The sequence below is a fragment of the Diaphorobacter nitroreducens genome (genome assembly GCF_002214645.1).
GTDB lineage: Bacteria > Pseudomonadota > Gammaproteobacteria > Burkholderiales > Burkholderiaceae_C > Diaphorobacter > Diaphorobacter nitroreducens.
This window is the reverse complement of the sequence record NZ_CP016278.1, coordinates 1,367,820-1,386,908: the sequence shown is the minus strand read 5'-3', so window position 1 is coordinate 1,386,908 and position 19,089 is coordinate 1,367,820. Positions and strand designations below refer to the sequence as shown.

Annotated in this window: 14 protein-coding genes and 2 tRNA genes; 6 read left to right on the top strand and 10 right to left on the bottom strand. The window is 66.6% G+C overall.

The annotated features are described in order from the left end of the window. Nucleotides 1-7 precede the first annotated feature (7 nt). From lpxK to BA022_RS06425, 3 genes are read right to left on the bottom strand one after another with little or no spacing between them, the layout of a single operon-like run. The gene (gene lpxK, locus BA022_RS06435; RefSeq protein ID WP_088886937.1) at nucleotides 8-1,024 is read right to left on the bottom strand and encodes a tetraacyldisaccharide 4'-kinase; all 1,017 of its coding nucleotides are present in this window, start codon (nucleotides 1,022-1,024) and stop codon (nucleotides 8-10) included. A 10-nt stretch (nucleotides 1,025-1,034) separates the two neighbouring features. Next, nucleotides 1,035-1,460 (bottom strand): ExbD/TolR family protein, encoded by a 426-nt coding sequence (locus tag BA022_RS06430; RefSeq protein WP_011805511.1) that lies wholly within the window; start codon nucleotides 1,458-1,460, stop codon nucleotides 1,035-1,037. 31 nt (nucleotides 1,461-1,491) lie between these two features. Next, entirely contained in the window at nucleotides 1,492-2,130 is a 639-nt protein-coding gene (locus BA022_RS06425) for a MotA/TolQ/ExbB proton channel family protein (protein ID WP_011805510.1), read from the bottom strand. A 376-nt stretch (nucleotides 2,131-2,506) separates the two neighbouring features. Between BA022_RS06425 and xseA the strand changes: the two genes are divergently transcribed. The 3 genes from xseA (at nucleotide 2,507) to BA022_RS06415 (ending at nucleotide 7,167) form a co-directional block, all read left to right on the top strand. Beyond that, nucleotides 2,507-3,844 (top strand): exodeoxyribonuclease VII large subunit, encoded by a 1,338-nt coding sequence (gene xseA / locus BA022_RS19465; RefSeq protein WP_228403730.1) that lies wholly within the window; start codon nucleotides 2,507-2,509, stop codon nucleotides 3,842-3,844. A 147-nt stretch (nucleotides 3,845-3,991) separates the two neighbouring features. Continuing rightward, complete coding sequence (locus tag BA022_RS19460) at nucleotides 3,992-4,573, top strand: superoxide dismutase (RefSeq protein WP_135147742.1); 582 nt, start codon at nucleotides 3,992-3,994, stop codon at nucleotides 4,571-4,573. Between the two features lie 359 nt (nucleotides 4,574-4,932). Beyond that, on the top strand, nucleotides 4,933-7,167 hold the full coding sequence (locus BA022_RS06415) for an NADP-dependent isocitrate dehydrogenase (RefSeq protein ID WP_088886936.1): 2,235 nt from the start codon (nucleotides 4,933-4,935) through the stop codon (nucleotides 7,165-7,167). A gap of 235 nt (nucleotides 7,168-7,402) precedes the next feature. On the opposite strand, the gene BA022_RS06410 is transcribed toward BA022_RS06415, so the two are convergent. Continuing rightward, nucleotides 7,403-7,909, bottom strand: a complete 507-nt coding sequence (locus BA022_RS06410; protein ID WP_187306063.1) for a DUF192 domain-containing protein — start codon at nucleotides 7,907-7,909, stop codon at nucleotides 7,403-7,405. A gap of 96 nt (nucleotides 7,910-8,005) precedes the next feature. Beyond that, nucleotides 8,006-8,269, bottom strand: coding sequence for a hypothetical protein (locus BA022_RS06405; protein ID WP_088886935.1), 264 nt, complete (start codon nucleotides 8,267-8,269; stop codon nucleotides 8,006-8,008). 275 nt (nucleotides 8,270-8,544) lie between these two features. On the opposite strand from BA022_RS06405, the gene icd reads away from it, so the two are divergent. Continuing rightward, on the top strand, nucleotides 8,545-9,804 hold the full coding sequence (icd, locus tag BA022_RS06400; RefSeq protein ID WP_088888531.1) for an NADP-dependent isocitrate dehydrogenase: 1,260 nt from the start codon (nucleotides 8,545-8,547) through the stop codon (nucleotides 9,802-9,804). 122 nt (nucleotides 9,805-9,926) lie between these two features. On the opposite strand, the gene BA022_RS06395 is transcribed toward icd, so the two are convergent. The 3 genes from BA022_RS06395 to BA022_RS06385 form a co-directional block, all read right to left on the bottom strand. Further along, nucleotides 9,927-10,002 (bottom strand) — tRNA-Asn (locus tag BA022_RS06395). A gap of 52 nt (nucleotides 10,003-10,054) precedes the next feature. Then, nucleotides 10,055-10,130, bottom strand: a tRNA-Asn gene (locus BA022_RS06390). A 73-nt stretch (nucleotides 10,131-10,203) separates the two neighbouring features. Next, nucleotides 10,204-10,623, bottom strand: coding sequence for a YbaN family protein (locus tag BA022_RS06385; RefSeq protein ID WP_015913141.1), 420 nt, complete (start codon nucleotides 10,621-10,623; stop codon nucleotides 10,204-10,206). Between the two features lie 105 nt (nucleotides 10,624-10,728). On the opposite strand from BA022_RS06385, the gene def reads away from it, so the two are divergent. Continuing rightward, the gene (gene def / locus BA022_RS06380) at nucleotides 10,729-11,268 is read left to right on the top strand and encodes a peptide deformylase (protein WP_088886934.1); all 540 of its coding nucleotides are present in this window, start codon (nucleotides 10,729-10,731) and stop codon (nucleotides 11,266-11,268) included. A gap of 58 nt (nucleotides 11,269-11,326) precedes the next feature. On the opposite strand, the gene BA022_RS06375 is transcribed toward def, so the two are convergent. Both BA022_RS06375 and map read right to left on the bottom strand, forming a co-directional pair. Beyond that, nucleotides 11,327-13,996 carry a [protein-PII] uridylyltransferase gene (locus BA022_RS06375; protein WP_148665135.1) on the bottom strand — a complete coding sequence of 890 codons (2,670 nt, stop codon included), beginning with the start codon at nucleotides 13,994-13,996 and terminating at the stop codon, nucleotides 11,327-11,329. A 43-nt stretch (nucleotides 13,997-14,039) separates the two neighbouring features. Then, the gene (map, locus tag BA022_RS06370; protein WP_011805500.1) at nucleotides 14,040-14,855 is read right to left on the bottom strand and encodes a type I methionyl aminopeptidase; all 816 of its coding nucleotides are present in this window, start codon (nucleotides 14,853-14,855) and stop codon (nucleotides 14,040-14,042) included. A 178-nt stretch (nucleotides 14,856-15,033) separates the two neighbouring features. On the opposite strand from map, the gene purL reads away from it, so the two are divergent. Further along, nucleotides 15,034-19,068, top strand: a complete 4,035-nt coding sequence (gene purL, locus BA022_RS06365; RefSeq protein ID WP_088886933.1) for a phosphoribosylformylglycinamidine synthase — start codon at nucleotides 15,034-15,036, stop codon at nucleotides 19,066-19,068. The last annotated feature ends 21 nt before the right edge of the window (nucleotides 19,069-19,089 follow it).

The window sequence follows — 19,089 nt, the reverse complement described above, 5'->3', positions numbered from 1 at the left end:
GTGTTCCTCAATGGCCGGACGATGATAGCGACGCCAGGCGGGCGTCGAGCGCGTCGAAGAAGGCCGGCGGGATCCGCACGGCCAGCGGCACGGCCAGCGCGTCCGGGTGCGCGGGCCAGAGCTTGACGGCGTCTTTTTCGGTGCAAATCAGCCGTAAGCGCTTATTCGACGGGCGCTTCCAGCTAGAAAAATCATAGTGATCGGGCAGTGCTTCCTCGCTCTCGGGCTGAATGCCCCTAGCGTGCAGCATCGCAAAAAAGTCGTGCGGCCGCGCGATCGCCGCGAGTGCGTGCGAGGGTTCGCCCTGCAATTGCTCCAGCGGCAGCTGGTGCCCGCTGGCATTCACGGCATGGGTGGCGAGTTCACGTGACAGCGCGAATTGCGGCGCGCCCCCACCGGGCGAGGAGCCGGCGTGGAGCACCAGGTCCACCGCGCGCGGCCAGGGCTCGCGCAGCGGGCCGGCGGGCAGCAGCCAGCCGTTGCCGGCGCCTTCGTCGTTGAAGACGCAGACTTCCAGGTCGCGCGCCAGGGCCAGGTGCTGCAGGCCGTCGTCGCAAACCAGGATGTTGGTGGCGGGGTGGGCGGCCAACAGCGCGCGCCCTGCCTGGGCACGCCTGCGCGCCACGAAGACCGGGGCGCCGCTGGCGCGGGCGATGAGCAGCGGCTCGTCGCCCACCTCGGCCGCGCTGCTGGCGGGCAGCACTTCGCGGCAGTCAACGGTGGCGCGGCCGTATCCCCGCGAGATGACGCCCGGCCGCCAGCCGCGGGCCTGCAGGTGGCGCACCACGGCCAGGGTCACGGGCGTTTTGCCGGCGCCGCCGGCGATCACGTTGCCGACCACGATGACGGGCACGGGCAGCCGCTCGCTGCGCAGCAGACCCGTGCGATAGAGCGCGCGGCGCAGCGCCGTGAGCACGCCGTACAGCAGCGACAGCGGCCACAGCGCCAGGGCCAGCGCGCCACGGTGCTGCCAGGCGCCGCGCAGCCGCTCGGCCAGGGGGGACGGGCGGCCGGGCGCGGCCATCGGCGCAGGCTTACTTGCCGGCCGTGGCCGACGACTGGGTGGCAAAGGTGATCTGCGACAGACCCACGCGGCGCGCGGCCTCCATCACCGTGACCACGGACTGGTGGGGGGCCGATGCGTCGGCGCTGATGATGACCACGCTGTTCGGCCCCGCAGTGGCGGCATCGGCCAGCGCACGCGCCACCTGGTCGACCTGCCGGCCCTCCAGCGTGGTCTTGTTGATGGCGTAGCGTCCGTCGGCGGCCACGGCCACGATGACTTCCTTGGGGTGGTCGCGCAACTGCTGAGCGTCCGCTACGGGCAGGGTGAGCTGCAGCTCGGTGAACTTGCTGTAGGTGGTGGTCAGCATCAGGAAGATGAGGATCACCAACAGCACGTCGATGAAGGGGATCAGGTTGATCTCCGGCTCTTCCTTTTGACGGGGGCGAAAGTTCATGGCGAAACGTGCCTCTGTGCGCTGGCGCCGCTCACTTGCGCAGGCGGTTGATGTGCCGCACGAATTGTTCGGACGCCAGTTCCAGCGTCAGCAGGTAGGCGTCCACGCGGCTGCGGAAGTAGCGCCAGAAGATCAGCGCCGGTATGGCCACGATCAGGCCGAAGGCGGTGTTGTACAGCGCAATGGAGATGCCGTGCGCCAATTGCGCGGGGTTGCCGCCGCCCGTCGCGCCCACGGCGCCCGTGCCGGCCTGGGAGCCGAAGATCTCGATCATGCCGATCACCGTGCCCAGCAGACCCAGCAGGGGTGCGGCCGAGGCGATGGTGGCCAGGGCGTTGAGGTACTTCTCCAGCCGGTGGGCGACGGCGCGGCCCGCGCCCTCCATGGCGGCGCGCACGTCGGCCTCGGTGCTCTGCGGGTTGCTGTTGAGCGTGCGCAGGCCGCTGGCCAGCACTTCGCCCAGGGCCGAGTTCTGCGCCAGCTGGTTCACCACGTCGGGCGAGGGAATGGACTTGGAGGAGACCGAGATGGCCTCGTCCAGCAGCTTCGGGGGGGCCACACGGGCGGTTTTCAGTGCGACGAAGCGCTCAAAAACCAGCGCCAGCGCCAGGATGGAACAGGCAATCAGGGGCCAGATCGGCCAGCCCGCGGCTTGTATGATCGACAGCAATTCTCACTCCGCTCACGTAAAAAGCAGCGGGGATTATGGCGCAGCTTCCAACCCGGCCTTTGGGCGCATCGTCTGCTTTACGCCACCCCCGTTCGGAGCACAGGGCCGGGGCACGTAGAGTCGCCCGGGAGACTCACATTTTCTGTGGATAACTTTGTGGGAAACCACGTGCATACCCGTCGCGAAGCGGCGCCGTTACGTGGTTTGCTTAGTTTGATGAAAAACTGCGCATCAAAAAAACCTTTGAAATCAACGGGTTGCACGTACTCTTGTGGTATGGGGCCGGGTTGGCGCATGGCCCTCCGCCGTGGCGCCGGATGCCCGGATCTGTGGACTAGTGCACCGGCCCGGTGCGCCTACAAGCGTGGAGCGGCCTGTGTTTGAGCATGCAGATACAGGCGTGGCGCCGCGAATCTGGGAGGTTGGCGCGTTATGCCGCGCCATTGCTGATGCGCTGGAGGCGCGGTTCAATCCTGTCGCGGTGCGCGGGGAGATCACGGGCTTCTCGCGCGCGTCCAGCGGGCACTGCTACTTCACGCTGAAGGATGGGAATGGTCAGATCCGCTGCGCCATGTTCCGCCGTGCGGCGGGCGTGCTGGATTTCACCCCGCGCGACGGCGAACTGGTCGAAGTGCGCGGCCGGCTGGGCGTGTACGAGGCACGCGGCGACCTGCAACTCATCGTCGACAGCCTGCAGCGCGCGGGGCAGGGGGCGCTCTTCGAGCAGTTCATGCGCCTCAAGGCGCAACTGGAGGCCGAAGGCCTGTTCGACGCGGCGCGCAAGCGCGCGCTGCCGGCCATGCCGCGTGGCATCGGCGTGGTCACGTCGCCGGGCGCTGCAGCACTGCATGACGTGGTGACGGCACTGCGCCGGCGCGTGCCGCACATTCCCGTGGTGCTGGTGCCGGCCCTCGTGCAGGGGGCGCAGGCGCCGGCATCGATTGCCGAAGCGCTATCAAAAATGTATCTGCTTGCGCAGGAGGGGCGGGCGCTGGACGGTGATTTGACTCTGAATGCCGGGGCGCCGCCAGCCATCGACGTGATCCTGCTGGTGCGCGGCGGGGGCTCCATCGAAGACCTGTGGGCGTTCAATGACGAGCGCGTGGCCCGCGCCATCGTGCAGAGCCCGGTGCCGCTGGTCAGCGGTGTGGGGCATGAGACCGACTTCACCATCGCCGACTTCTGCGCCGACCTGCGCGCGCCCACGCCCACGGCCGCCGCCGAGTTGGTGGCACAGCCGCGTGCCGTGTGGCAGGGGGCACTCGACCTGCTGGCGCAACGGTTGGCCGACGGCGTACAGCGCCAGGTGGACCTGCGGCACCAACGGCTGGACCAGGCGGCGCAGCGGCTGGGCCGGCCCTCGGGTTTCGTGGGGCGGCAGCAACTGCGGCTGAGCGGTCTGGAACAGCGCCTGCGCCACGGATTGCTATTGAAAACGCAGCGGCTTGCGCATGCGGGGCAAGCGCTGCAGAGTCATTTTCCTCAAATCGTGCAGCGCAGCCTGGTGCAGCGCAGAGAGCGCCTGGAGCGCGCGGCGCTGCGGCTGCAACTGCTGGATCCGCGCCTGGTGCTGCAGCGCGGCTATGCCTTGCTGACCGATGCGCAGGGGCAACCCGTGACGCGCCCCGCCCAGGTGCGCCTGGGCGACGCCGTGCATGCCCAGTTGGCCGAGGGTGAACTGGACCTGACGGTATCGCAGCGCCGCTTGCTGTGAACGCGGCGCGGGTCAATCCCGTACCAGAGGGCAGGAGTCGCCGCCCGCCTACAGCGGCGAGTGCTATTACTTTCCTACAATGCCCGTTGCTTCGCCGCGCCCTGGTGGCCGCGATCTCCCCCATCCCAACCCACGAAGGACTTGACCATGGAACATACCCTGCCTCCGCTGCCTTACGCGATTGATGCCCTGGCCCCGCACTACAGCCAGGAAACGCTGGAATACCACCACGGCAAGCACCACAACGCCTACGTGGTGAATCTGAACAACCTGCAAAAGGGCACCGAGTTCGAGAACATGACGCTGGAGGAGATCGTCAAGAAGTCGTCCGGCGGTATCTACAACAACGCCGCGCAGATCTGGAACCACACCTTCTTCTGGAACTGCATGGCCCCCAACGGCGGTGGCGAGCCCAGCGGCGCGCTGGCCCAGGCGATCCATGCCAAGTGGGGCAGCTACGCCGCGTTCAAGGAAGCGTTCGTGAAGAGCGCCGTGGGCAACTTCGGCTCCGGCTGGACCTGGCTGGTCAAGAAGGCCGACGGTACGGTGGACATCGTGAACACCGGCGCCGCCGGCACGCCGCTGACCACGGCCGACAAGGCGCTGCTGACGGTGGACGTATGGGAACACGCCTATTACATCGACTACCGCAACCTGCGTCCCAAGTTCGTCGAGACCTTCCTGGACAAGCTGGTGAACTGGAAGTTCGCCGAAGCCAACTTCGCCTGAGCCGAAAGCGAACGCCGCGCCCTGCGGCGTTGAGCGACCCAAAGACAAACGGCCCGCAGAGGAATCTGCGGGCCGTTTTTTTGTCTGGCTTGACGGGCCGGGTGGCGGCCTCACTGGGTACGGCCTCACTGGGTACGGCCTCACTGGGTAATTTGGCAGCGGGACGACAGTCTTGTAGAAGACTTGCAAAAAAAAGTGCCAGTTCCTCTGTCAATTTTTTGCAATGCGATATTCGATTGCAAATTACACGATTTCCGCGCAACGACTCGCGCACAATCCGGGCTGTCACATCGGATGACTGCGCGCGAGGCCGCGGATCGGCGGCGCAAGACCTCTGTTTTGTTTACCTGAGAGACGAGATGAGCACCCAGAAACCCACCATCATCTATACCCTGACCGACGAGGCTCCCCGCCTGGCCACGGCCTCCTTCCTGCCCATCGTGCGCAGCTTCGCGTCGGTGGCCGGTATCGAAGTGGCCGAGAGCGACATCTCCGTGGCGGCGCGCGTCCTGGGTGAGTTCCCCGACTTCTTGACGCCCGAGCAGCGCGTACCCAATACGCTGGCTGAACTGGGCAAGAAGACGCTCGAGCCCGACGTCAACATCATCAAGCTGCCCAACATCAGCGCGTCCGTGGCGCAGTTGATCGCCGCCATCAAGGAACTGCAAGGCAAGGGCTACAACCTGCCCGACTACCCCGAGAACCCCACCACCGAAGAGGAAAAGGCCATCAAGGCCCGCTATGGCAAATGCCTGGGCTCGTCCGTGAACCCGGTGCTGCGCGAGGGCAACTCCGACCGCCGCGCGCCTGCCGCGGTGAAGAACTACGCCAAGAAGCACCCGCACTCCATGGGCGAGTGGAAGCAGTGGTCCCAGACGCATGTGTCCCACATGCACGAGGGCGACTTCTACCACGGCGAAAAGTCGATGACCCTGGACAAGGCCCGCGACGTAAAGATGGTGCTGGAGACGAAGTCCGGCAAGACCGTGGTGCTGAAGGAAAAGGTCGCGCTCAAGGACGGCGAGATCATCGATTCCATGTTCATGAGCAAGAAGGCCCTGTGCGCCTTCTACGAGAAGGAACTGGCCGACTGCAAGGAAGCCGGCATCCTGTTCTCGCTGCACGTGAAGGCCACGATGATGAAGGTCTCGCACCCGATCGTGTTCGGTCACTGCGTGAAGATCTACTACAAGGAAGCCTTCGAGAAGCACGGCGCGCTGTTTGACGAGCTGGGCATCAACGTCAACAACGGCATGGCCACGTTGTACGAGAAGATCGAGACGCTGCCGGCTTCCAAGCGTGAAGAGATCATCCGCGACCTGCACGCCTGCCAGGAGCACCGTCCGGCGCTGGCCATGGTGGACTCCGCCAAGGGCATCACCAACTTCCACTCGCCCAACGACATCATCGTGGACGCCTCCATGCCCGCCATGATCCGCCAGGGCGGCAAGATGTGGGGCGCCGACGGCAAGCCTTACGACTGCAAGGCCGTGATGCCCGAGTCGACCTTCGCCCGTATCTACCAGGAGATGATCAACTTCTGCAAGTGGCACGGCAACTTCGACCCCCGCACCATGGGCACCGTGCCCAACGTGGGCCTGATGGCGCAGAAGGCCGAGGAATACGGCTCGCACGACAAGACCTTCGAGATCGCCGAAGACGGCGTGGCCAACATCGTGGACATCGCCACGGGTGAAGTGCTGCTGTCGCAGAACGTGGAAACCGGCGACATCTGGCGTATGTGCCAGGTCAAGGACGCTCCGATCCGCGACTGGGTGAAGCTGGCCGTGACCCGCGCGCGCAACTCCGGCATGCCCGCCGTGTTCTGGCTGGACCCCTATCGCCCGCACGAGAACGAGCTGATCAAGAAGGTCGAGAAGTACCTGAAGGACCACGACACTACCGGCCTGAACATCCAGATCATGAGCCAGGTGCGTGCAATGCGCTTCACGCTGGAGCGCGTGGCGCGTGGCCTGGACACCATCTCGGTGACCGGCAACATCCTGCGCGACTACCTGACCGACCTGTTCCCGATCATGGAACTGGGCACCTCCGCCAAGATGCTGTCCATCGTGCCCCTGATGGCCGGCGGCGGCATGTACGAGACGGGCGCGGGCGGCTCCGCTCCCAAGCACGTGCAGCAGCTGGTCGAAGAGAACTACCTGCGCTGGGACTCGCTGGGGGAATTCCTGGCGCTGGCCGTGTCGCTGGAAGACCTGGGCCTGAAGGAAAACAACCCCCGCGCCAAGCTGCTGGCCAAGACGCTGGACCAGGCCACCGGCAAGCTGCTGGACGAGAACAAGTCGCCCTCGCGCAAGGTGGGCGAGATCGACAACCGCGGCAGCCAGTTCTATCTGTCGCTGTACTGGGCCCAGGCCCTGGCCGCGCAGTCCGAGGACGCCGCGCTGGCCGCCAAGTTCGCTCCGTTGGCCAAGACCCTGGCCGATAACGAGGCCAAGATCGTCGAGGAACTGCGTGTGGTGCAGGGCAAGCCCGCCGACATCGGTGGCTACTACCTGCCCGATGTGTCCAAGCTGGACGCCGTGATGCGCCCCAGCGCCACGTTCAACGCGGCCATCGCAGCGCTCGCCTGACGGAGCACCGGCTGGGTGTCATCCCGGCCGTTGGCACCCGGCCGTGACCGGCCTTCCCGCAAGGGGAGGCCGGTTTCTTTTTGTCCGGCCTTTGGGTGGGGTGGACCCTCGCAATCGCGGACAGGGTTGCTATGAAAAATGAAGCTGTTCGCGCTTGATACGCAATGGTTTCAAGGTAAATATTTCATGAAATCCTTGCGGGGAAAGCGCTGCCAGCTCCTGAATAAATAGCGCGCTACCGCTGCGCAAACGGTCTTCCGCTGAGCCTGCTGCCCGCCTTCAGCCCGCGCTTGGCGAACCAGCCCTGGTTCATCTCCAGCACGAAGCGCACCGGCCGCTTGGAGCAGTGCGATTCTTCGGACAGCGGCTGCATGTCCACCAGGTTCACGATGGTGCCGTCGTCGGCCACGAAGGCCGCGGTGAGCGGCAGCGGCGTATTGCGCATCCAGAAGCATTGCGTGGCCGGCTGCTCGAAGACGAACAGCATGCCCTCGTGCATGGGCATGTCGCGGCGGTGCATCAGGCCGACTTGGCGCTCCTGCGGCGCGGTGGCGACCTGGGCGTCGATGCGGTGCATGCCGGCCTGCAACTCCACGCGCGGCAGGTTCATTTGCGGAACACCCTGCGCCGCCGCGGCTGCGCACAGGCCTAAGGCCACGCCGTATGGCAGCAGGGGAGACAGAAAGCTGCGCAGCACGCGCGCGATGGGCATGGCAGGTGCGGTGAGCGAAAACATGGGCATGGAAGACATGGGTTGGCAGGGGCAATGCGGAACCCCGGAGCGTAGCAGGCAACAAAAAGCCCGCCGAAGCGGGCTGTTCAGCAGTGGCCGCGGCGATCAGGCGGCCGTCTTGCTTCGCTTGGCGGTCTTCTTGGCGACCTTGGCGCTCTTGTGCTTGGCGGGCGCCTTGGCGTGGTGGTTGCGCAGCTTGGCGGGTTTGGTGGCGGCGGCCGGAGCCGGTGCGGCGGCCGCAGGAGCGGCCGTGTCGGGGGCGGCCACAACGGCCGGGGTGGCGGGAACTGCGGGCGTGGCAGGGGTCGCTTGCGCGAAGGCCCCCGTTGCGAGCAGACCGCCGGCCAGGATAGCGAGGTGTTTTTTCATATGTGCCAATTCCTTGGAAGGGTCGGTATACCGGTATACGCCAGGCGGCCAGGCCGCATGGCACGGATGCGTGCGTCGGCCGCGGAGCCTGTTGCACGCCCTGTCTCAACGGCTTCCCGGAGCGCGCGTTGACAGCGACCCTTCGCGGGTCACCATGCCGGGCCGACATGCGCTGCGGGGCGGGCCACCCTGCAGCCTTGCCCTAGAATCTTTGGGCCCCATTCCGGCGCGAGCAACCGGCCGCCTTGCGCACGCACCTACAGGAGACCTTCTTCATGACCAGCTACCAGCACATCCAGATTCCGCCCCAGGGCCAGAAGATCACCGTCAACGCCGACATGTCGCTGAACGTGCCCCACCAGCCCATCATCCCGTTCATCGAGGGCGACGGCACGGGCATGGACATCACGCCCGTGATGCTCAAGGTGGTGGATGCGGCTGTGGCAAAGTCTTATGGCGGGCAGCGCAAGATCCACTGGATGGAGGTGTATGCCGGCGAGAAGGCCACCAAGGTCTATGGCCCCGACGTGTGGCTGCCCGAAGAGACGCTGTATGCCGTGCGCGACTACGTGGTTTCCATCAAGGGGCCGCTCACCACGCCCGTGGGCGGCGGCATCCGTTCGCTGAACGTGGCGCTGCGCCAGGAGCTGGACCTGTACGTCTGCCTGCGCCCGGTGCGCTACTTCAAGGGCGTGCCTTCGCCGGTGCGTGAGCCCGAGAAGACCAACATGGTCATCTTCCGCGAGAACTCCGAGGACATCTATGCCGGCATCGAGTTCGAGGCCGAGTCGGACAAGGCCAAGAAGCTCATCAAGTTCTTGCAGGAGGAGTTCGGCGTCAAGAAGATCCGCTTTCCTGAAACGTCGGGCATCGGGGTCAAGCCGGTGTCGCGCGAGGGCACGCAGCGCCTGGTGCGCAAGGCCATCCAGTACGCCATCGACAACGACCGGCCCAGCGTGACCCTGGTGCACAAGGGCAACATCATGAAGTTCACCGAAGGGGGCTTCCGTGACTGGGGCTATGAACTGGCAGCCCAGGAATTTGGCGCGCAGCTGATCGACGGCGGCCCGTGGATGCGCATCAAGAATCCCCGCACCGGCAAGGACATCACCATCAAGGACAGCATCGCCGACGCCTTCCTGCAGCAGATCCTGCTGCGCCCGGCCGAGTACAGCGTGATCGCCACGCTGAACCTGAATGGCGACTACATCTCCGACGCATTGGCGGCGCAGGTGGGCGGCATCGGCATCGCCCCGGGTGCCAACCTGTCCGACAGCGTGGCGATGTTCGAGGCCACCCATGGCACGGCCCCCAAGTACGCGGGAAAGGACTATGTCAACCCGGGCTCCGAGATCCTCTCGGCCGAGATGATGCTGCGCCACATGGGCTGGACCGAGGCGGCCGACCTGATCATCAGTTCCATGGAGAAGGCCATCCAGAGCAAGAAGGTGACCTATGACTTTGCGCGCCTCATGGACGGGGCCACGCAGGTGAGCTGCTCGGGCTTCGGGCAGGTGATGATCGACCACATGTAAGCGCCCCGGCAACCACGGGTGCGTGACTGGGCCCGCCGCTGGTCGGCGGGTTTTTTTTGCCCTAGCGCAAGGTCAGCGCCCAGCAAAAAGGCCATCCCAACAGATGCTGGAATGGCCTTGAATGGCTCCTCAACCTGGGCTCGAACCAGGGACCTACGGATTAACAGTCCGGCGCTCTACCGACTGAGCTATTGAGGAATGATCGGTGTTTGTTTTTGGCAGGCCTTGTGCAATTGCAAGGCTTGGAATTTGGCTCCTCGACCTGGGCTCGAACCAGGGACCTGCGGATTAACAGTCCGTCGCTCTACCGACTGAGCTATCGAGGAACAAGACTTAGATTATATACATAAAAAAGTGCTGCCTTGACGCTGTGCTGTGCAAGGGATGCGAAGGGCAATGTCAGCGCTGCGGCTCAGGGCGAAGCCACAGCCACACCAGTACGCAGGCCATGCTGACCACCGCGCTGATGGACGCCCAGCGCGGGATATGCACCACCCACAGCACCAGCGCGCACAGGGCCATCAGGAAGGTGGCGCTCCACTTCGCATGGCGGCTCACGCGCCCGCCGTTGGCCCAGTTGCGCAGCATGGAGCCGAACAGCGGGTGGAACCACAGCCAGCGGTACAGGCGCGGCGAACTGCGCGCGGCCGCCCAGCCCGCCATGAGGATGAACACCGTACTGGGCAGGCCCGGCACGACGATGCCGATCACCCCCAGCGCCAGGCAGAGTGCGGCAAACACCAGCAAGAGCCAGCGCGCCAGCGCTGGCAGGGGCGCTTGCTCAGGGACGGGCGGCAGTGGCTCGGGCGGCGGGGACATGCCCGCCATTGTGCAGGTGTTGCCGGGCGTTATGCTCCAAGGCAGGGACGCCGCCATGCCTTTCGCCATGCCCTGCGCTTGGCGGCTGCAGCCCGCAGACCCACCATGACCATCCGCACCATCCTGAAGATGGGCGACCCGCGACTGTTGCGGGTCGCCCAACCCGTTACCGCATTCGATACGCCCGCGCTGCACCAACTGGTGAACGACATGCGCGAGACGATGCAGGCCGTGAACGGTGCGGGCCTGGCAGCACCGCAGATCGGGGAGGATTGGCAGGTGGTGATCTTCGGCTCCGGCGAGCGCAACCCGCGCTACCCCGACCGCCCCATCGTGCCGCCCACGGTGCTCATCAATCCCGTGATCACGCCGCTGGGCGCCGAAGAGGAGGACGACTGGGAAGGCTGCCTGTCCGTGCCGGGCCTGCGCGGCAAGGTGCCGCGCTTTGCGCGCATCCACTACCGCGGCGTCGACCTGCTGGGCGCGCCCATCGACCGTGTGGCGGAAGGTTTCCACGCGCGGGTAGTGCAGCACGAGTGCGACCACCTGATCGGCAAGCTCTACCCAATGCGCGTGCGCGATTTCACGCAGTTCGGTTACACGGAGGTGTTGTTTCCGGAGATTGGTGCGGTAGAAGACGATTGAGCGCTCAATCAGGCTGTAGCGCCCTTGTGGAAAGCGCAAGCAGCTATCGAAATCATAGTCATTGATCGGCCAGCGCCTGCAGTAGCTCGGTCTCGATCTGGATCTGTCGCGCGTTGTTCTGCATCTCCGGGCCCTGCACCAGGAACACGTCCTCCACCCGTTCGCCCAGCGTGCTCACCTTGGCCAACTGCACGCTGAGGCCGTGGCGCGAGAGTACACGCGCCACCAGGTACAGCAGGCCGGCACGGTCGCTGGCGGAAATGCTGATGAGCCAGCGCTGGGCCTTTTCGTCAGGGCGCAGCGTGACGCGCGGCGCGATGGGGAAGCTCTTGACGCGACGCGACACGCGCTTGCGCGTAGGCTCGGGCAGGGGCCGCGGGTCTTCGATGGCGCGCAGCAGGTCGTTCTCGACCATGTGAATGAGCTCGCGGTAGGCGCCTGGCTGGCTGGAGGCAACGACCTGGAAGGTGTCCAGCGCATGGCCGTTGTTGGCGGTGTGCACGCGCGCATCCAGGATGGAAAAGCCCGCACGGTCGAAGTAGCCGCAGATGCGCATGAACAGGTCGCTTCGGTCGGGCGCATACACCAGCACCTGCAGGCCTTCACCCGCCAGCGACTGGCGTGCGCGCACCACCGGCTTGCCGGCGCCCACGTGGCGCGAGAGGTGGCGGGTGTGCCAGGCGATGTCCGCCGCCTCGTGGCGCATGAAATAGCTCACGTCCAGCGTATCCCACAGCTTCTTGTGCGCCTCGTGGGGCTGAGAGGCCAATGCCAGCAGCACCAGCGCCTCGCGTTTGCGCGCCTCGATCTCGGCGGCGGCGTCGGGTGCGCGCCCGCCCAGGGTGCGCAGCGTCGCGTGGTACAGGTCTTCCAGCAGCTTGCCCTTCCAGGCGTTCCACACCTTGGGGCTGGTGCCGCGGATGTCGGCCACGGTGAGCAGGTACAGGGCGGTGAGGTAGCGCTCGTTGCCCACGCGGCGAGCGAAGGCGGCGATCACGTCGGGGTCGGACAGATCCTGCTTTTGCGCCACCTGGCTCATGGTGAGGTGCTCGGCCACGAGGAATTCAATGAGCCGCGCGTCCTCGCGCGTGATGCCGTGCGCCGCGTGCTGGCGGCAAAAGCGCCGCACTTCCTGCGCGCCGATCTGTGAATGGTCGCCGCCGCGCCCCTTGCCGATGTCGTGGAACAGCGCAGCGATGTAGAGAATCCACGGTTTGTCCCAGCCTGCGGCGAGCTGTGAACACGACGGGTATTCATGTGCGTGCTCTGCCATGAAAAAGCGCCGCACGTTGCGCAGCACCATCAGGATGTGCTGGTCCACCGTGTAGACATGGAACAAGTCGTGCTGCATCTGCCCCACGATGCGCCGGAAGGGCCACAGGTAGCGGCCCAGCACGGAGGTCTGGTTCATGAGCCGCATGGCGTGCGTGATGCCTGCGGGCTGCTGCAGGATCTGCATGAACAGCGCGCGGTTCGCGGGGTCGCGCCGGAATTCACTGTCCATTACGCCACGCGCGTTGTAGAGCGCTCGCAGCGTGCGTGCCGACAGATCCTTGAGCCCTACGGTGGTCTCGTAGAGCAGGAAGGTTTCCAGGACGGCGTGGGGTTCTCTTTCGTACAGGTCGTCGCTGGCCACTTCGATCATGCCGGCCTTCTCGAAGAAGCGCGGGTTGATCGGACGCAGTTCATGCGTGGAGGGGTTCAGTCGCTCCTCGATGCCCAGCAGCAGGATCTGGCACAGCTGCGACACGGCCTTGGCGGCCCAGTAGTAGCGGCGCATCAGCGTCTCGCTGGCACGCATCGCCAGGCGCTGGCCGTCCGGTGCGGTGGAGCGGTAGCCGAAGGTCTCGGCCACGGCGGTCTGCAGATCGAACACCAGGCGGTCTTCGCGCCGGCCGGCCAGCGCATGCAGGCGTGCGCGGATCAGGAACAGCAACGCCTCGTTGCGCTCGATCTGCTGCACCTCGAACGGTGTGGCCAGGCCACTGGCCGCCAGCTCGCGCCAATTGCGCCCCAGGCCCGCGGCGCGCGCCACCCACTGGATGAGCTGCAGGTCGCGCAGGCCGCCGGGCGACTCCTTGCAGTTGGGCTCCAGCGCGTAGGGGGTGTTTTCGTACTTCGTATGGCGCTGGCGCATCTCCAGCGTCTTGGCGACCAGAAAGGCGCGCGGGTCCATCTGCGCGTCGTAGCGCTGGCGGAACGCATCGAACAGCGCGGCGTTGCCGCACAGCAGGCGCGCTTCCAGCAGCGATGTCTGCACCGTCACATCGGCGGCGGCCTCGCTCAGGCATTCGGCCACGCTGCGCACGCTGGACCCAACCTCCAGCCCCGCGTCCCAGCAGCTGCCGATGAAGGTCTCGATCGGTGTGCAGGGCGCCGCACCTGCATGGCCCGCGGCCACGCTCATGCCGTCCGGCAGCAGCAGCAGCACGTCCACGTCGGAATAAGGGAACAGCTGTGCGCGTCCGTAGCCCCCCACGGCGACCAGCGCCATGCCTTCAGGCAACTGCGCGCGGTCCCACAGCCGGCACAGCAGGCCGTCGGTCAGCGACGAGAGGCGATGCAGCAGGCTGCGCACGCCGCGCGTGGACGCTCCGGGCGCGCGCAGGGTCGCCAGCAGGGCGGCCTTGTCCTGGCGGTAGGCGTCGCGCAGCGCATGCAGCTGCGCGAGATCCGGTGCAGTGGCGGGGGGCAGGGGGGGATGGAAGGCATGGAGGACATTTAGCAAGAACCGTGCATGCCTTGCGGCGCTCTGGGCGCGGCGGCCTGGCTCAGGTCGTGGTGGCGGTGACGAAGGCCGGCAGCGCGGGGGAGCCGGCGGAGAGGGTCAGCACGTCGTAGCCGGTCTCGGTCACGAGCACGGTGTGTTCCCACTGCGCCGACAGACTGTGGTCTTTGGTGATGATGGTCCAGCCGTCCTTGCCCAGCTCCTTGATGTCGCGCTTGCCCAGGTTGAGCATGGGCTCGATGGTGAACGTCATGCCGGGCACCAGCTCCTCGCCCGTGCCGGGGCGGCCATAGTGCAGCACCTGCGGGTCCTCATGGAATTTCTGGCCGATGCCGTGGCCGCAAAACTCGCGCACCACCGACAGGCCGTGGCCCTCGGCGAACTTCTGGATGGCGTGGCCGATGTCGCCCAGGCGCGCGCCCGGCTTGACCTGCTGGATGCCCAGCCACATGGATTCGAACGTGAGCTGCGACAGCCGCTTGGCGGCAATGGAGCATTCGCCGATGAGGTACATGCGGCTGTTGTCGCCATACCAACCGTCCTTGGTGATCACGGTGACGTCCACATTGACGATGTCGCCCTTCTTGAGCGGCTTGTCGTTGGGAATGCCGTGGCAGACCACATGGTTGACCGAGGTGCACAGGTGGCCGGGGTAGGGCGGGTAGCCCGGAGGCTGGTAGCCGATGGTGGCGGACACGGTGCCCTGGGCGGCCATGCATTCCGCGCCCAGGCGGTCGATCTCTGCGGTGGTGATGCCGGGCTTGATGTGTGGGGCAATGTAGTCCAGCACTTCGGACGCCAGGCGGCAGGCCTCGCGCATGCCGGCGATGCCCTGCGCGTCTTTGATGGTGATGCTCATGGCGCAAATTATCCCATCGGCCTTTGCCCCCTGTGGGCGCGGGGCGGGCAAGGGCGGGTGCCGCCGGCTAAAATAGCGGGCTCTCACCAACACGCGCTGCCGGCGCGGCGGCCCCATTCAGCGGCTGCCTCAACCAGCGGGCGAAACGCCTCTTTCTGCCACCACACAGGCCGCTACCGTGACCTTGCACATCACCCCGCTGGAGGGCGGCAATGCCCTCAGCACCTTCCGCGCCCAGCAACTGCAACCCGCCCTGGCGGCCATTCATCCCAAGATCGACGGCATTGCGGCGCGCTTCGTGCACCTGGTGGCCGGCGACGCCGCACCCGATGCCGCCGCGCGCGAGCGCCTGGCCGCGCTGCTGACCTACGGCGACCCATACGCCGGCCCGCGGGACGGCATGGTGCTGTATGTCACTCCGCGCCTGGGCACGGTGTCGCCCTGGGCGTCCAAGGCCACGGACATCGCCCACAACTGCGGCCTGGCGGTGCGCCGCATCGAGCGCATCACCGAATACCGCATCAGCCTCAAGGGCGGCCTGCTGGGTGGCAAGCCCGAGTTGAGCACCGAGCAGCTGCAGCAGGTTGCGGCGCTCTTGCACGACCGCATGACGGAATCGGTGGTCACCACGCTGGACGAGGCGCAGCGCCTGTTCACCGAGCTGCAGGCCGAGCCCATGGCCTTCGTGGATGTGCTGCAGGGCGGGCGTGCGGCGCTGGAGGCTGCGAACAAGGCTTGGGGCCTGGCCCTGGCCGACGACGAGATCGACTACCTGGTCAACGCCTTCACAGGCCTGGCGCGCAACCCCACCGACGTGGAGTTGATGATGTTCGCCCAGGCCAACAGCGAGCACTGCCGCCACAAGATCTTCAACGCCCAGTTCACCATCGACGGCGTGGCGCAGGACAAGAGCCTGTTCGGCATGATCCGCAACACCGAAGCCGTGTCGCCCCAGCATACCGTGGTGGCCTATGCCGACAACGCCTCCATCATGGAAGGCAGTGAGGTCGAGCAATTCATCGCCAAATTCGAGTCTTTCGCCCAACAGGTAAGCGCTCCAAGCTATCAAAAGCGTAGTGCAACCCACCATGTTCTGATGAAGGTGGAAACGCACAACCACCCGACGGCCATCTCGCCGTTCCCCGGTGCCGCCACCGGTGCGGGGGGCGAGATCCGCGACGAGGGCGCTACCGGCCGCGGCTCCAAGCCCAAGGCGGGCCTGACGGGCTTCACCGTGTCCAAGCTCTGGGGCAGCGAGGTGGGCAAGCCCGAGCACATCGCCAGCCCACTGCAGATCATGACCGAGGGGCCGCTGGGCGGCGCCGCGTTCAACAACGAGTTCGGCCGGCCCAACCTGACGGGCTACTTCCGCGAATACGAGCAGGTGGTCGGAACGGGCGAGGGCGCCATCATCCGCGGCTACCACAAGCCCATCATGATCGCGGGCGGCCTGGGCACGATCGACGCGCGGCTCACCCAAAAAATCCTGTTCCCCGCCGGCACGCTGCTGATCCAGCTGGGCGGCCCCGGCATGCGCATCGGCATGGGCGGCGGCGCCGCCAGCTCCATGGCCACGGGCACCAACGCGGCGGAGCTGGACTTCGACTCCGTGCAGCGCGGCAACCCCGAGATCGAGCGCCGCGCGCAGGAGGTCATCAACCACTGCTGGGCGCAGGGGGCGGATAACCCCATCCTGGCCATCCATGACGTGGGCGCGGGCGGCCTGTCGAACGCCTTCCCCGAGCTGACGAATGACGCGGGCCGCGGCGCGCGCTTCGACCTGCGCGCCGTGCCGCTGGAGGAGTCCGGCCTGGCGCCCAAGGAAATCTGGTCCAACGAGAGCCAGGAGCGCTATGTACTGGCCATCGCGCCCGAGTCGCTGGCGCAGTTCACGGCCTTCTGCGAGCGCGAGCGCTGCCCCTTCGCCGTCATCGGCACGGCCACCGAGGAGCGCCAACTCGTGCTGGAAGACACGGCCGTCGCATCCGGCGAGCAGAAGTACCCCGTGGACATGCCCATGGATGTGCTGCTGGGCAAGCCGCCCAAGATGCACCGCGACGTGACCAGCGTGCAGCGCAGCTTCGCGCCGCTGAACGTGGACGGCCTGCCGCTGGAGAAGGCTGTGATCGAGGTGCTGGCCCACCCCACGGTGGCGTCCAAGCGCTTTCTCATCACCATCGGCGACCGCGCCGTGGGCGGCCTGACCCACCGCGACCAGATGGTGGGCCCCTGGCAGGTGCCCGTGGCCGACGCGGCCGTGACGCTGGCCGACTTCCGTGGCTTTGCCGGCGAGGCCATGGCCATGGGCGAACGCACGCCGCTGGCGGCGCTCAATGCGCCCGCGTCGGGCCGCATGGCGGTGGCGGAGAGCATCACCAACCTGTTGGCGGCACCCATCGAACTGCCGCGCGTGAAGCTGTCGGCCAACTGGATGGCGGCCTGCGGCGAGCCCGGAGAAGACGCCGCGCTGTACGAGACCGTGAAGGCCGTGGGCATGGAGCTGTGCCCGCAGCTGGGCATCTCCATCCCCGTGGGCAAGGACAGCCTGTCCATGCGCACCCAGTGGAGCGAGGGCGGCGAGACCAAGAAGGTCACCTCGCCCGTCAGCCTCATCATCACCGCGTTCGCCACGCTGGCCGACGTGCGCGGCACGCTCACGCCGCAGCTCGACGCCAAGGAAGAGGACACGACCCTCGTGCTGATCGACCTGGGCCGCGGCAAGATGCGCATGGGCGGCTCCATCCTCGGGCAGGTGCTGAACCAGACCGGCGACGAGACGCCCGACCTGGACGACGCCAAGGATCTGATCGCCCTGGTGGATGCCGTGAACGCGCTGCGGGCTAAAGGTGCGATCCTGGCCTACCACGACCGGGGCGACGGCGGCCTGCTGGCTACCGTGGCCGAGATGGCCTTTGCCGGTCAGGTGGGCGTGGCGCTGAACGTGGACATGCTCATCACCGAGGGCGACGGCATCACCGACAGCCGCATGGACAGCGGCGAGGGCAAGAACTGGGGCGCCCAGATCAGCGGCCGGCGCGAGGAGCGCACGCTGCGCGCGCTGTTCAACGAGGAACTGGGCGTGGTGCTGCAGGTGAGGACCAGCGAGCGCAACGAGGTCATGCAGACGCTGCGCGCGCACGGACTGTCCACTTGCAGCCACTTCGTGGGCAAGACGCGCCCGCTGTCCTCGCCCATCGATGCGGGCAAGGGCGAGTTGCAGGTGTGGCGCGATGCCAAGGCCGTGTTCAGCGCCAGCCTGCCGGACCTGCACCAGGTGTGGGACGCGGTGAGCTGGAAGATCTGCCAGCAGCGCGACAACCCCGCCTGCGCTGACAGTGAGCACGCCGCGGCCGGCGATCCCGCAGACCCCGGCATGCACGTGCAGCTCACGTTCGACCCATTGGACAACGTGGCCGCGCCGTACATCGCCACTGGCGCGCGCCCGCGTGTGGCGGTGCTGCGCGAGCAGGGCGTGAATTCGCACGTGGAAATGGCCTACACCTTCACCGAGGCGGGCTTCGAGGCGTTCGACGTGCACATGACCGACCTGCAGACCGGCCGTGCCGACCTGGCGCAGTTTGCTGGCGTGGTGGCCTGCGGCGGCTTCAGCTACGGCGACACGCTGGGCGCGGGCATCGGCTGGGCGCGCTCCATCACGTTCAACGAGCGCCTGTCGGCCCAGTTCCAGCAGTTCTTCGCGCGTGGCGACACCTTCGCCCTGGGCGTGTGCAACGGCTGCCAGATGTTTGCCGAACTGGCTGACATCATCCCTGGCGCGCAGGACTGGCCGCGCTTCACCACCAACCAGAGCCACCGCTTCGAGGCGCGCCTGTCGATGGTCGAAGTGCTGGAATCGCCCAGCATCTTCCTTCAGGGCATGGCCGGCAGCCGCCTGCCGATCGCCGTCGCGCACGGCGAGGGCTATGCCAACTTCCAGTACCGTGGCAATGCCGACAAGGTGGTGCGTGCCATGCGCTTCGTGGACAACCATGGCCAGCCGACCGAGCGCTACCCGTTCAACCCCAATGGCAGCGCCGGCGGGCTCACGGCCGTGACCACGGCGGATGGCCGCTTCACGGCCATGATGCCGCACCCCGAGCGTGTGTTCCGCAACATCCAGATGAGCTGGACCGATCTGGCCGCCACGGGGGGCAAGGACGCGTTCAGCCCCTGGATGCGCGTGTGGCGCAACGCGCGAAAGTGGGTGGGGTGACGCGGGTGTGATTGGCGCCGC

Excerpts from the sequence above, each read along its gene's own strand:
- BA022_RS06410 (WP_187306063.1), bottom strand. The coding sequence starts at position 7,909 with ATGCCCATGTTTTCGCTCACCGCACCTGCCATGCCCATCGCGCGCGTG.
- BA022_RS06430 (WP_011805511.1), bottom strand. The coding sequence starts at position 1,460 with ATGAACTTTCGCCCCCGTCAAAAGGAAGAGCCGGAGATCAACCTGATC.
- icd (WP_088888531.1), top strand. The coding sequence starts at position 8,545 with ATGACCAGCTACCAGCACATCCAGATTCCGCCCCAGGGCCAGAAGATC.
- BA022_RS19460 (WP_135147742.1), top strand. The coding sequence starts at position 3,992 with ATGGAACATACCCTGCCTCCGCTGCCTTACGCGATTGATGCCCTGGCC.
- BA022_RS06415 (WP_088886936.1), top strand. The coding sequence starts at position 4,933 with ATGAGCACCCAGAAACCCACCATCATCTATACCCTGACCGACGAGGCT.
- BA022_RS06405 (WP_088886935.1), bottom strand. The coding sequence starts at position 8,269 with ATGAAAAAACACCTCGCTATCCTGGCCGGCGGTCTGCTCGCAACGGGG.
- lpxK (WP_088886937.1), bottom strand. The coding sequence starts at position 1,024 with ATGGCCGCGCCCGGCCGCCCGTCCCCCCTGGCCGAGCGGCTGCGCGGC.
- def (WP_088886934.1), top strand. The coding sequence starts at position 10,729 with ATGACCATCCGCACCATCCTGAAGATGGGCGACCCGCGACTGTTGCGG.
- BA022_RS06385 (WP_015913141.1), bottom strand. The coding sequence starts at position 10,623 with ATGTCCCCGCCGCCCGAGCCACTGCCGCCCGTCCCTGAGCAAGCGCCC.
- map (WP_011805500.1), bottom strand. The coding sequence starts at position 14,855 with ATGAGCATCACCATCAAAGACGCGCAGGGCATCGCCGGCATGCGCGAG.